This is a genomic window from Paraburkholderia franconis (assembly GCF_009362735.1).
In the GTDB taxonomy this organism is placed as follows: Bacteria; Pseudomonadota; Gammaproteobacteria; order Burkholderiales; family Burkholderiaceae; genus Paraburkholderia; species Paraburkholderia franconis.
In genome coordinates this window covers 1-12,169 of sequence record NZ_WHNP01000130.1, presented here as the reverse complement: position 1 = coordinate 12,169, position 12,169 = coordinate 1, and the positions used below count along the sequence as shown (strand labels likewise).

Below are 12,169 nucleotides of genomic sequence, written 5' to 3'. Positions count from 1 at the left end.
CTCCTGATCTGCGCTCAGGCTGCGTCCGGTACCCGACGGACGACCGCGAGGCCCGACATCCACGGCACGCCAGCCGCCCGCCTCGTACGCCTTGCAGGCCGCAATCACCGTCGTGGGCGACATCTCGCAACGCAGCGCCACCTCTTTCAACGCTACGCCTTCGATGCGCATCTTCACCGCGCGGCGACGGCGTTCATTCAGTGCCGCCATCGGCAAGGTTCGGGAGTCGATTTTTTCCATAACACTTCCGACCATGTGTTGCGCTCAAAGTTTCAATATTTTATTGCCGGATCAATAGTGAGAGGGGGATTTTGCTGCGGTTCGGATCGGGCGTCGACAGGTGTTATATCAATCACGGGCCGAGCAGGGTTCAGCGAATGGCTGTGAGCGACCCGTTCCCGCTATTCGGGCTGGCAGCTTCAATGGCCGCTTTCTGGGCCACAGTGATTACCTGATCGTTCGCGGCAGGCGGCCCGTGAGCTGTCGGTGACCATTGAGGTGTGCCGCGAACAACGTATTGTTTCGAAACTGCTGGTGATGCTTTATTGGGTTGTGGTCGGGTAGCGTTAAAGGATCAGGAGCCAGCGTCAGACCGTCTCACATGGGATGCGATCAGTTGGGAGATTCTGCGGGCCAGCGTTTCCCACCTGTTCAGTTCTCCCTCCAACATGGCCAGTTCGTTCCGTTGTACCAACGTGGAGACGTCCATCCTTTCCAAGAATGCCGAATATTCCCGATGCTGCTGCACTTGAATCCGGCGCAGTGCGACCTCCCTGCGAGCCACGTCCAACTGTTGCATCAGCTCGTCAGTGTTGCTCATGACAGTCCCTATCGACGCGGTTAGAAAAACGCCCATTAACGAATCTGCGGCGCAAGTTGATGGAGAAACCAGATTGCACAGTCCGATCCAGTCAACCTGCGAGACCACGTGAATGTCCGGCGCTGCGCATCCTTCCCCAGCTAGCATATCAATACAAGGTCTCGTCGTGGATGGCGACCGGGGTGTACGAAACGCCAGATCAATGAACAACGCCTGCTGCAGAACGCCGGCGAGGTGGGTGAACGCGTACTGCCGGCCCATCTACGATCGCTCGCCGGCTTTTTAACATAGCCGTTTAAACGGCGCTTCTGCCTTGGCGACGGACATTCGAGCGCCAATCGTGGTCGCCGCGTTGCGGCGAGTCACGAAAGCGCCTCGTCTTCGGCACTATTTATCGACTGGCGTCTCCACAAGTGTCCCGATCAGGCGCAGAAGTTCGGCATGCTCCGGCCCTTTGCCATCTCGAACAAGGAAGTCGCCAATTGAAATGTCGGTCGGCCGGCCACCTGACGAGAGGTTGGGTTCATGTCGGACGAAAACCTGACAAGTGTCGTATTCGTGGACGAGCGACCAACGGTCTCCGTTCGCGCTCCTGTAAAGCTCTCGCGCCTTTTCAGTCATGACCTCTCCTATTTGCGGCCAGGCATACAGCAGCGAGGGACGTCGATGATAGCGTGTCAATCTCATGGCTGTGTGCCGTCCGTCCGAACTCGACGTTCATTGCATCCCGACAACTGCGCCACGCATGGTCATCCAACGGGGCGCACAATGCACGATCCACCACTCGCAGGTCGCGATACCGCGGCGCCCGGATCGCTGCGCCGGCTAGCGTTCGTTTCCACCGCAGATGTATCTGCCGCAGGCCGCCATCGCTTCTGACAGGAGAACCACCCAGGGTCGCCCCGCTGCGCCGGCACGAAAATTCGCGCGTGCTGCCGTCGACAGGACCGGTTCGCAGCCGGCGGACAAAAAACCGGGCGTCCTGATAAGCGCCCGGCTTCCAAACGGTTCTGAACTGGCGAGGAGCACCGTCAGAACCGGCTACCTGTCCATGTTCAGCATCCTCCATGCCTGACGATGACGGCGACGGCTGACACGGGCGCCGCCTTGGCATCGCTGCCTCTGGCGCATGGGATTTTCCGACCCTGATCGCTGTCGCGCTCGTCAACGGAAGCCACCTGTCGGGCGCCCGTCAGCACATGGATGGATGCCATGCGTTCGTGGGTGCCATTGAACGCAGGTCTTTCCGCGTGATTGCGCGCTGGTGGGCACTTTTCCGGCGGCGTGAACAGCGTTAGGCGCGACAGCGTCGAGTGCACCGTCACTTGATGACGGGACACCTGATGCCGGCACTTGTCGCGAGACGTCTTGGTGCCCGAATCGAGCGACTACTTGTTGCATCCACCGGTTGAATCCGCCCTGTCAATGAATGAGTCTTCCCCAATCCGTCAATGTCTTTCAGCTTACACATTGGCTCCCGCTCATCAAAAACTCAAGCGTACAGACCGACGCATCCGGATTGCACCACAGCCATTTACATTTGGCACGGTGTATGCATGACTGAGCATCTCACCTGGTCATTCCGGGGGGACATCATGCTGACCCGAAAATTTACCTACGTAACCTGTCCGTGCGGACATCGCGGTGTCATCGTCGAGACCGGAAACGCTGAGCAACGTGCCGCCTGGTACATGGCTAGCCTGCGCGATCTCGAGCACAAGGGTGCTTACGACGGACTTGATAATCTATTTGCGGAGATGAGCCCGTCCTGCCCGAAGTGTGGTGCCTCGCTCACGCCGAGCCATATTTCTTCACAGACGCTGCGAGGGTTTGCATCCCGCGGCGAATGTGCGATGTCAAGTGTTGTGGGTGTAGGGTCTCGCCCGTGATAAGACGGGACGCTCGCCTTGTAGGAAGTACACGCCGGCGGATCGCCGTCTCCCATGCGGCGGTCAACACCCACTTAAACGAACGACCATCTTCAGAAATCGCCGCTAGCCGCAGTCAAACATCGTCATCTCCCACTCCGCGGCGACCTCGTCGTGGCGCAGGATATAGACGGCGGCATCATCGCCTCGGACCTTGAAATAGCGGTGGTCCGTCGCAAGCCAGCGGTCGAGTACCTCCACGACCCGGATCCGGCGTTTTCCAAGAAAGAACACACGCGGTGTCTCCTCGCACCGATAGCCGGCGTAACACTCCACCCGAATGCCCATATTGATTTCCTCCTGCTGATCCGGTGATTCCGGGCTAACCCTGGTTTAGGGTTTAGGCGGCTTTAGGCGGTAGAACTCCGGTGTCGTGCGGATGCTCCGGGACGGTCAGTTCGGCGTGGCGATTGAACTGGAGAGCACGTTTGTGCCTGCACAGCCGGTACGCGGCGGCACCTGGCAACCTTTAACGCCTTTAACGTCGGCGAGTATTCCAGCCGATGACGCAGATGATCATGGATGCGCGTGGTCGCGGTGTTTGCATGCCCCAGCCATCCCTGGAGCTTCGCGAAGTCCGCCTCGTGCTCGAGCGCGTTTGGCCGCCGGCGTCGCGCCCAATCTGTGCACACCGAAGCCGTTGATCACGATCTTTGCGGGCGCTGCGCAAGCCACCGCGGGAAAGAGCGGACGACGGTCGCCGCAAGGCGGCTGAAGCAACGCTGGCCTACGCACTGGCGGTCACTGCAAGCCTCTGTTTGCGCCGCAGGCATTATTTGAGCGGTCACGCCCGCAAAGGAGATCGTGCACTGCCGACTTTTTCCGGGCGTCAGCCAGTCACGTCCTGTTCCACATGCTTCAGCGCCTGCAGAAACGATGAACACCACCAGTGAACGTCGAGCTTGCGAATCCGGCTCAGCAGCGCCTCGTGCCGCTTGATCCGTTCTTCGACGGGCATAGTGAGCGCACGCTGGATCGCCTCCGCCGTGCCCTGTGTGTCGTACGGATTGACGAGCAACGCCTCCTTCAGTTGCTCTGCGGCGCCCGCGAAGCGCGACAGCACCAGCATCCCCGGGTCGGCCGGGTCCTGGGCGGCGATGAATTCCTTCGCGACCAGGTTCATCCCGTCGCGCAAAGGGGTGACCAGTGCCACCCGACTCGCGCGGTATAGCCCGGGCAGGCGCCTGCGGGCGACATTGCGATGGATGTAGCGCACCGGCATCCAGTCCAGTTCGCCGTAGTCGCCATTGATCGCCCCGCACAGGCTGTCCATCTGGCGGCGCAGATCACCGTAGGCGCCGACGTCCTCGCGGCTCGGCGAAGCAATCTGGATCAGGGTTGCGCTGTTGCGGTTTTCCGGATAACGCTCGAGCAATGCCCGGAATGCCTGGACACGTTGTGGCAGCCCCTTCGAATAGTCGAGGCGGTCGACGCCGAGCAGCAGGCGGCGCCGCGCGTATTCCTCGCGCATCCGCAAAAACGTCTCACGCCCTTCCTTCGCCTGCGTGAGGCGAAGGAAGTCGTCGACGTCGATGCCGATCGGGTAGGCGCCCACCCGGAGTGTCCGGTTGAAGGCGCGGAACCGTTCGGGACTCAACTGCTCGGCCTGTGCTTCCGCTTCAATGTAGTGGGAGAAGTGCGTCACGTCCGTTTCGCTCTGGAAGCCGACCAGATCGTAGGCGAACAGCGAACGCATCAGCCATTCGTGCTCCGGAATCGCCGCCATGATCAGGCGCGGCGGCATCGGAATATGCAGGAAGAAACCCATGCGGTTGCCACATCCCAGTGCGCGCAGTTCGGCGGCCAGGGGAATCAGATGGTAATCGTGCACCCAGATCAGATCTTCAGGCTTCAGCAACGGTAGCAGCTTCTGCGCGAACAATCGGTTCACACGCCGGTAGCCCGCGGCGAAGCGGGTATCAAAATTGGCCAGGTCCAGGCGATAGTGGAACACAGGCCACAGCACGCCGTTGGCGTAACCGAGGTAGTACGCGTCGTGATCTTCCTGGCTCAGATCCAGCGTCGCCAGCGTCACCTCGCCGGCAGACTGGAAGTGAAGCTGGCCTTGGCCGGCAGGGTCGGTGACCGCTTCGTGCTCAACCCGACCGCTCCAGCCAAACCAGAGCCCCCCGGTCTGCTGCAGGCTTTCCCGCACGGCCACCGCGAGTCCACCGGCGGCAGGTTTGCGGGGATCGGCCGTGCGATTGGAAACGACGACGAGGCGACTCACGGATTCCTCCTGTTCGCGCGCGAAGGCGAAGCGGGCGGGAGCACAGGGAGCAGCATTGCCCGGACTTGCCACGGCTAGGTGCAGCGGCTCGGTAACATCCGAGGCAGGAACCGATTACATCGCGGTTTGTAGTTTGTAGAACCACTTAGAACCACATTAGCTGAGAATATCGGGACGCGTGGGACCACGTTACCTCAGAACGGGCCCGCTTTATCTGATAACAGCCTTATCCTATATAAGCGAGCAGGGCAAACGCGATGGGCTGGCTGTGGCTGTGGACCTGGGGCGGCACGAGCTTCGGCTACCGCGAAGGCGACGATCTCTGGACCCATGACGGCCGCCATGTGGGCCGCTTCACCGGCCAGGAGGTCTACGCACCGAACGGTGTCTATCTCGGCGAACTCATCGGCACCGACCGGCTGATCACCTGCCAGGTCAAGCGCGGCCGGCGTCAGGCGGGCTTTACGCCGTTTGCGCCGCGAACCGCCTGTACGGCGCCCGGTGCCCTCGGCTACGCGATGTATGCGGGCCACGAGGACTTTCCCGCGCCGGAGTCGCTGCGATGAGGCAGCGACATCGGCCTGATCCGCGCGCGGCTGCTGAAGCTGGGGCGCTGCTGTAACCGCCGTGCGACCGGCCAGGCCGGCGACGGCATCACCACACAGACGGAGCCGGCCATGGATCTTCAGACAGAACTCGACGACCTGCATCGGGCGGACCGGCATGTCGCACTGATGCGCCGCTGTGCATGGCGGCAGGCACAGATCGTGGAACGGCTGCGCGAGCAGGGGCGTGACACGGCGCTCGCCGAGCGGCTGCTGGCCACGATGCAGGACACCGTGACCGTCGCCTGCGAACATCGCGCACTCATGGCAGGCCTGGTCACCTGGTTCCAGCAACAGCGCAGCAGGACCGTCGCTGCCCTACAGGCGCCCCGATAACAGGACATCTGGAAGACCTTATACCGATGGATCGCGCTGTCACCCTCTTTTCCCCGGCCGCGCTGCCGGCACTCATCAGGACGGCGGGCGAGCGGGCAGGCATCCGCTTTGTCGAATTCTTCGCGTCGGCGATCCGCAACCCGCACACCCGGCGCGCGTACGCGCGAGCGTCCGGTGACTTTCTCGCGTGGTGCGCCGGCGCCGGCGTGCCGTCGATCGCGGCCGTGCAGCCACTGCACGTGGCCGCGTGGATCGAGCGGCAGACCCAGACGCACGCCGCGCCGACTGTCAAGCAGCGCCTCGCCGCGATCCGCCACCTGTTCGACTGGCTGGTGACTGGCCAGATCGTGCCGCACAACCCGGCCGCTTCGGTGCGGGGTCCAGCGCTTTCCACGAAAAAGGGCAAAACGCCGGTGCTCGATGCGGGCGAGGCGCGGCAGCTGCTCGACAGCATCGACGTGACAACGCGCGGGGCTGCGCGACCGCGCGCTGATCGCACTGATGGTGTTTTCGTTTGCGCGGGTGGGCGCGGCGCTGGCGATGCGGGTCGACGATGTCTACGTGCAGCAGCGACGGCTGTGGGTGCGCCTGCGTGAAAAAGGCGGCAAGGCGCATGCAATGCCCTGTCATCACACGCTGGAGGCGTACTTGCACGCTTATCTTGACGGCACCGGTATCGCTAATGACACGAAGGGGCCCCTGTTCCGCACGGTTGCACGCGGCACCGGGCAGCTGAGCACCACCCCGCTGCCGCAAGCCAACGCCTATGCAATGGTGCGCCGGCGCGCACTCGCGGCCGGCATCGGCACGAGGATCGGCAACCACACGTTCCGCGCGACCGGCATCACCGCCTACCTGAAAAATGGCGGTACGCTCGAGAATGCGGCGGCGATGGCGAATCACGCGTCGACGCGCACGACGCAGCTCTATGGCCGGCGCCGCCGCGACGACATCAGCCTCGACGAGGTCGAACGGATCCACGTTTAAGTTTTTGAACTGGCCGCCAGATCGGCTGCTCGGCTGCTCGGCTTTCCCAAAGCACAAGTGACATGCGACCAACACCTGGGTGATTCGGTGATTCGTCGCAGTATCGGAGACGATATGAGCGAAAAGAGTTCGCGAGTGACTATCCGGGGAACGCCATTTGCGGCGCGAGCCTGAATTCCGCTAGCAGCACAGGTAATACAACAATTCTCCAGAGGCGAAATCCGTGAACCTTGAATCCGAATCTGTCTTACGCATCATTGCAGGCGCATTCGCGATAATCGTCATCGTCTGCGCGGCGCTCTGGCAATTGCGCTCCAGGCGCAAGGACTGAACAAACGGCCATGTCCGGGAGTCCGAAGTGGCGGTGATTCAGGGGGAACGGTTCGGCGCCTTTTTCGCCGTGGCATCGGTCTGACAGTCGTTACCCAGACCGCCGAAAGGTGCCGTTTCGGCGTCATGTCAGAGCTTCCACTGCTGCGCGCCATGCAGAATCCGTATAACCACAACGGCTACATCTTCGATGCGATAGGCAACGATATAAGGTGTGCGGGCGATCACCAGCTCTCTCGTCCCCGGCACACGACCGAGGCGCCCGAGGTTTGGATGATGCGCCAACTGGTCCACCTGTGTCCGGATTTCCATGATTTGAGCCAACGCAGCTGACGGACTATCGATCGCTATATGGTCAGCAATGTCCAGCGCGTTCAGCTCGGCCTTTCCGGTCCACTCAACCCGCACGCTTGGCCGCCTGAGCAATGCGCATCTTCAGGCGCTCTTCGACCTTATCCATGACTTCCTGGTGCGGGGTGCGTGGTTTCGTCTGATCGTCGGCTTCGCGCATGCCCTGTTCGACCTGTGCCCGAAACCACGCGTCATGCTCGCGGGCCGAGCGCTGTCGCTCGATGAACTCACGCATGAATTCGCGCACGAGTTGCGAGGCGGGCCGGTGAGTGGCTTCGGCTTCGGCCAGGAACTCATCGCGAAGGTCCGGCTCCAGCTTTACTGTGAAAACAACGTCTTTGCCCATGATGCCTCTCCTAGGTATGTCGTCGACTATACGTCGACTATACCTCAGTGGCAAGGCTGCCGATTTATCGTTATGTAACGTAAAATAAAGTCTCCAGACAGGCAGAAGACGAACATGGCGCGTGGCAAAGACATACAGGATCGTCCCGTACCGGAAAAACGCGGCCGGGGCCGGCCACCAAAGCCCGATGCCATGACGAACGCACAGCGCCAGGCGGCATTTCGGACGCGGCACAAGGCGGCAGGAAAACCCGTTACAGTAACGAAAAAAGAGCATGATGAGCTTGTGCTCGAATGCGAGCGACTGCGCGAAGAACTGGCGCAGGCGTGTCGCGCGGTCGCAAAGCACCGCCGCCGCGAGGTGGGCGACGGCGTACTGCGTGCTGCGTCAGCGGTATTGGTCCAGCCGGTGCCGGACACGACCGAACTGGACGAGAAGCGGCTGGCGGTGACGCTTGGCGTGCGCGAGTACTTTTCACTTGATCGGCTGGCGGTACATCACGGTCTCACGAAACGCGCGGTGATTGAGCGGCTGCTCTGGTGGGCCGATGACAGCATCGTGCGGTCCTTTGGAGACGATGATGCAGCGTTTAACCGTTACCTGAATCGCGTAACGAAAAATCTGGAATGAGGGATCCAACGGACACTGCTACGCGCGATATGGGGTGCCCTCGAGATTCGGACTTTTTCGTACGCTAGGCGCCCGGAACGGGCGTTTCGAATGTCTCAGCTCGGACCCTGAGCAGCCACCCGATCGGCTAATACAAATGACTCAAGTCCAACAGGGAGCGGCCATCCATCTCTTCCGTCCATCTTTTACTTTTGTCTGCTCCCGCGCGGTATTAGTGCGTGCGAGCCGCCAGGGAATTGTTCAACGATGTTCTCGCATGGCGATCGCGACGACCACGCCCGAAATGAACGTGACCACGGCGATTGCCAGAATGGCGTCGGCAAAACCAAAGCGATCAGCGATGACGCCCGCTGAAAGCGCGCCAATCGCGTACCCGAGGTCTCGCCAGAACCGGTACACGCTTAGCGATCGCGACCGCCAGTTCGGCTGCGAAGCATCCGACACTGCTGCAATCAGGCTCGGATAGACCATTGCGGTACCGAGACCCAGCAGCACGCTTGCGACCAGCCACCACCCGAACTGTCCGGTAAGCGCGGTCAGGAAAAGCCCGGCAGCCTGGACCCACATGCCCACGACAATCAGGCCTTTACGGCCCCACCTGTCGCTTAATGGGCCGGTCACAACCTGAAAGATCCCCCACACGATCGGATAAACGGCCTTAAGGATACCGATCCGTTCAACCCCGAGTCCGAGACCCGTAAAAAACAGCGGGAATATGCCCCAACTCATACCATCGTTGAGGTTGTTGATCAGTCCGGCCTGCGACGCCGCGAACAGGTTGCGGTCCTGTATTGAGGTCAGCAGGAAAACATCACGAAACGACAGTGATGACGCTTCCCTGGGCTTGCCAGCAGCCTCCAGCCGAACATGCTCGCGCGTATCACGCACCATAAGGGTCGACAGCGTCAGGCCGGCTGCCGCATACAAGATCCCCAGGTAGATCGGGATCGGTCGAAAGCCGTACCGGCTCGCCAGATAGCCAGTAAGAAACGCAGTCAGGCCAACCGCAAAATAGCCTGCAAACTCGTTGAGCCCGACCGCCAGACCTCGTCCTTTCGGACCAACCAGCTCGACCTTCATGAGCACGGTCATCGACCATGCAAAGCCCTGACTGGCGCCAAGCAGGACGTTGGCCGTGATCACCCACTCCCAATGCGGCGCGGCAATGATCATGAAGGGCACGGGAAGCGCAAGCAGCCACCCGACGACCAGCACACGCTTGCGGCCCCACGTGTCGGCCAACTGACCGGAAACGAGGTTGGCAAAGGCCTTGACCACGCCAAAGCTGACGATGAAAGAGGTAATGAGGGTCGTCGACCCGATGTGAAATTCTTTCGCGCCGATCAGCGGCACGACCGTCCGCTCGATGCCGACCATGCCGCCCACGAAGGCATTGATCAGCACGAGCAAGGAAAACTGCCGCCAGTTTTCCTTCAGCCCCAGCCGGACCGGGGGCGGTGCAGACGACACGGCGGTGTGTCCCATCCTGCTACGCCCCTATTACGCCGCGGCCGGCATTGATCGCACGCAGTGTGGCCGCTTCCGGCGGTGCCGGCGGCACATCGTCGAGCATGAAGCGGATGAATGACTCCTCGCTCTCGATGCCGAACGCACGGTTGTGCCGCTTTTCGAAACCCAATGTCGAGGTTGGGTTCGCGCTAAGACTGCGCCCACAGGCCGAGCCGGCGTAGGCACCGGGCAAGACCTCCAGATAGTCCGGAAGCGCCCTGAGCTTCTGCACGCTGCCGAAAAGGTCTTTCGCGCCTTCTTCCGCGCTTACGGCCAGCTCCGTGCGGCCGAGGTCGCCAATCATGAGCGTATGGCCAGTCACGACCAGCCACGGCTCGTCTGCGCGCGTACGGTCTGTCACGAGCAGACAGATATGCTCGGGTGTATGACCGGGTGTGTGGAGCACCTTGAGGACGACGTTGCCAAGCGGGATCTCGTCACCGTCCTCGACACCCTTGAACGGAACCGCGATATCGGCCTTCGCCGAAAGCACATATTCAACGCCTGCCGCGCCAGCGAGCGCCCGGCCAGTCGACACGTGGTCAGCGTGCACATGCGTGTCTATCACGTAACTGATTCTCATCCCCGTAGCCTCAGCCGCTTGCAGATAGCTGCTGGGCTCGGCCACGGGATCGATCACCACGCCCGTCGCCTTTCCGCCGCAGCCCAGCAAGTACGAAATCCCCACGGGATCGGAATGGAGGAATTGCCGTAGGATCATGGAATTGCTCCTCGTTCATGAGGATGATATCATTCAATCGATAACGTGAATGATTGTCCAACTAGTTGGGAGTGTCAAGCATGGGACCGAAGCAAGCGATCTTTGAGCGCCTCGCAGAGATAGCGCAGGCGTTCGGCCATCCAGGTCGGCTTGAGTTGCTGGAGCACCTCGCGCAGCGCGAGCGGTCCGTCGAGGATCTGACTGCGCTGTCGGGCATGAGCTTCCCGAACACTTCGCGCCATTTGCAAATTCTTCGGCGAGCGCGCCTGGTGGACACCGAGCGACGCGGCAAGAACATCGTTTATCGCCTCGCTGGCGATAACGAAATCGTCGGTCTGATGAAGTACCTTGGTCTGATCGGCGAGCGAAACCTGGCGGAAGTCAATCAGACGCTGAATGACTACTTCCGCTCGCGCGATTCGATGGACGCCGTATCACGAGAGGAGTTGGCCCGGCGTCTTGCCGATGACCTCGTCACCGTGCTTGACGTGCGTCCGCAGGACGAGTTTGCCGAGGGCCATCTGCCCGGTGCACGCAATATCCCACTGGGCGAGCTGGAGCGACGCTTGAACGAACTGCCGTCCGACACGGAGATCGTTGCGTACTGTCGCGGACCCTACTGTGTGCTGGCGTTCGAGGCTGTCGCCGCGTTGCGTGCAAAAGGCTTCAAGGCGGCTCGTCTCGAGGATGGTTTTCCCGAATGGAAGGCCGCCGGTCTCGCCGTCGAGACCGCGGCCGCAGTCTAGCGTCAGGCATCGCCTTGTTTCGGTTGCGCGGTCCGCTCTGAGGCGCCAGGCAGCCCTTTCTGTGCAGTTTGCCGCCGTCTGAAACTGGCCGACACGTGCCAGAAGCGATCAGCCGTTCGCGCCCCCTCTGAGACGTTCGTTGCGTCTTCCGTCGAACGGCAGGTCCCGGGTGCAACGACCGTTGGCTATGACCGTTGGTCGGGCAGTTCCTTGGCCTGTGCCGCTGTTGCACATGATCGTTCTGCCCCGGCGAAATGCTCGTCAACGTGTGGTGTCGCAATGCGATCGTGCTCAAGGGCGCTCACCTATGAGCAACGTGGCTTTAAGTTGCCCTGAAGTTGACCCGGCAAAACGGACACCTATCCTTTTACAGGAGGTGCCGAAATGGGCAAGACTCGTACACCGTACCCGGCGGAATTCCGGGCGCAGATGGTGGAACTGGTCAAGGCCGGGCGCACACCGCAGGAGCTCGCTCGCGAGTTCGAACCGACGGCGCAGACCATCACCAACTGGGTTGCGCAAGCCGAACGTGATGCTGGGGTGCGTCATGACGGGCTGACCACGGCCGAGCGGCAGGAGCTTACGCGGCTGCGCCGTGAGAATCGCCAGTTAAAAATGGAGCGCGACATC

The 12,169-nt window shown here is 61.4% G+C and carries 13 protein-coding genes and 1 pseudogene; 6 read left to right on the top strand and 8 right to left on the bottom strand.

Translation table 11 applies throughout. The features are described from left to right. The 4 genes from GCT13_RS45155 to otsA form a co-directional block, all read right to left on the bottom strand. On the bottom strand, window positions 1-240 hold a 240-nt coding region (locus GCT13_RS45155), incomplete at its 3' end, for a helix-turn-helix domain-containing protein (RefSeq protein ID WP_193727853.1). A gap of 967 nt (window positions 241-1,207) precedes the next feature. After that, on the bottom strand, window positions 1,208-1,441 hold the full coding sequence (locus tag GCT13_RS45145; RefSeq protein ID WP_152768158.1) for a hypothetical protein: 234 nt from the start codon (window positions 1,439-1,441) through the stop codon (window positions 1,208-1,210). Window positions 1,442-2,814: 1,373 nt separating this feature from the next. Next, window positions 2,815-3,036 (bottom strand): hypothetical protein, encoded by a 222-nt coding sequence (locus tag GCT13_RS45140; RefSeq protein WP_152768157.1) that lies wholly within the window; start codon window positions 3,034-3,036, stop codon window positions 2,815-2,817. A 541-nt stretch (window positions 3,037-3,577) separates the two neighbouring features. Then, window positions 3,578-4,978: an alpha,alpha-trehalose-phosphate synthase (UDP-forming) gene (gene otsA / locus GCT13_RS45135; protein WP_321575043.1), complete on the bottom strand. Its 1,401-nt coding sequence runs from the start codon at window positions 4,976-4,978 to the stop codon at window positions 3,578-3,580. 257 nt (window positions 4,979-5,235) lie between these two features. Between otsA and GCT13_RS45130 the strand changes: the two genes are divergently transcribed. From GCT13_RS45130 to GCT13_RS45120, 3 genes and pseudogenes are all read left to right on the top strand, one after another. Then, the gene (locus GCT13_RS45130) at window positions 5,236-5,544 is read left to right on the top strand and encodes a hypothetical protein (protein ID WP_152768155.1); all 309 of its coding nucleotides are present in this window, start codon (window positions 5,236-5,238) and stop codon (window positions 5,542-5,544) included. A 111-nt stretch (window positions 5,545-5,655) separates the two neighbouring features. Then, window positions 5,656-5,919 carry a hypothetical protein gene (locus GCT13_RS45125; RefSeq protein WP_152768154.1) on the top strand — a complete coding sequence of 88 codons (264 nt, stop codon included), beginning with the start codon at window positions 5,656-5,658 and terminating at the stop codon, window positions 5,917-5,919. Between the two features lie 26 nt (window positions 5,920-5,945). Continuing rightward, window positions 5,946-6,906: pseudogene (locus GCT13_RS45120) on the top strand (tyrosine-type recombinase/integrase). A 459-nt stretch (window positions 6,907-7,365) separates the two neighbouring features. Here the strand turns inward: GCT13_RS45120 and GCT13_RS45115 are convergent. Together GCT13_RS45115 and GCT13_RS45110 are read right to left on the bottom strand one after the other, a co-directional pair. Continuing rightward, the gene (locus GCT13_RS45115; protein WP_321575042.1) at window positions 7,366-7,644 is read right to left on the bottom strand and encodes a type II toxin-antitoxin system RelE/ParE family toxin; all 279 of its coding nucleotides are present in this window, start codon (window positions 7,642-7,644) and stop codon (window positions 7,366-7,368) included. Beyond that, window positions 7,634-7,933: a CopG family ribbon-helix-helix protein gene (locus tag GCT13_RS45110; RefSeq protein WP_152768152.1), complete on the bottom strand. Its 300-nt coding sequence runs from the start codon at window positions 7,931-7,933 to the stop codon at window positions 7,634-7,636. The genes GCT13_RS45115 and GCT13_RS45110 overlap by 11 nt, the downstream gene beginning before the upstream one ends. A gap of 114 nt (window positions 7,934-8,047) precedes the next feature. On the opposite strand from GCT13_RS45110, the gene GCT13_RS45105 reads away from it, so the two are divergent. Next, on the top strand, window positions 8,048-8,563 hold the full coding sequence (locus GCT13_RS45105) for a hypothetical protein (protein ID WP_227747359.1): 516 nt from the start codon (window positions 8,048-8,050) through the stop codon (window positions 8,561-8,563). A gap of 240 nt (window positions 8,564-8,803) precedes the next feature. Here the strand turns inward: GCT13_RS45105 and GCT13_RS45100 are convergent, their stop codons facing one another. Further along, the gene (locus GCT13_RS45100; RefSeq protein WP_152768151.1) at window positions 8,804-10,048 is read right to left on the bottom strand and encodes an MFS transporter; all 1,245 of its coding nucleotides are present in this window, start codon (window positions 10,046-10,048) and stop codon (window positions 8,804-8,806) included. Window positions 10,049-10,052: 4 nt separating this feature from the next. Further along, window positions 10,053-10,793 (bottom strand): MBL fold metallo-hydrolase, encoded by a 741-nt coding sequence (locus GCT13_RS45095; protein ID WP_152768150.1) that lies wholly within the window; start codon window positions 10,791-10,793, stop codon window positions 10,053-10,055. Between the two features lie 71 nt (window positions 10,794-10,864). Between GCT13_RS45095 and GCT13_RS45090 the strand changes: the two genes are divergently transcribed. Beyond that, window positions 10,865-11,539 carry an ArsR/SmtB family transcription factor gene (locus tag GCT13_RS45090; RefSeq protein ID WP_321575041.1) on the top strand — a complete coding sequence of 225 codons (675 nt, stop codon included), beginning with the start codon at window positions 10,865-10,867 and terminating at the stop codon, window positions 11,537-11,539. 384 nt (window positions 11,540-11,923) lie between these two features. After that, the coding region (locus tag GCT13_RS45085; protein WP_152767593.1) for a transposase at window positions 11,924-12,169 on the top strand (246 nt) is incomplete at its 3' end.

Excerpts from the sequence above, each read along its gene's own strand:
- GCT13_RS45130 (WP_152768155.1), top strand. The coding sequence starts at position 5,236 with ATGGGCTGGCTGTGGCTGTGGACCTGGGGCGGCACGAGCTTCGGCTAC.
- GCT13_RS45100 (WP_152768151.1), bottom strand. The coding sequence starts at position 10,048 with ATGGGACACACCGCCGTGTCGTCTGCACCGCCCCCGGTCCGGCTGGGG.
- GCT13_RS45105 (WP_227747359.1), top strand. The coding sequence starts at position 8,048 with ATGGCGCGTGGCAAAGACATACAGGATCGTCCCGTACCGGAAAAACGC.
- GCT13_RS45145 (WP_152768158.1), bottom strand. The coding sequence starts at position 1,441 with ATGACTGAAAAGGCGCGAGAGCTTTACAGGAGCGCGAACGGAGACCGT.
- GCT13_RS45140 (WP_152768157.1), bottom strand. The coding sequence starts at position 3,036 with ATGGGCATTCGGGTGGAGTGTTACGCCGGCTATCGGTGCGAGGAGACA.
- GCT13_RS45095 (WP_152768150.1), bottom strand. The coding sequence starts at position 10,793 with ATGATCCTACGGCAATTCCTCCATTCCGATCCCGTGGGGATTTCGTAC.
- GCT13_RS45125 (WP_152768154.1), top strand. The coding sequence starts at position 5,656 with ATGGATCTTCAGACAGAACTCGACGACCTGCATCGGGCGGACCGGCAT.
- GCT13_RS45110 (WP_152768152.1), bottom strand. The coding sequence starts at position 7,933 with ATGGGCAAAGACGTTGTTTTCACAGTAAAGCTGGAGCCGGACCTTCGC.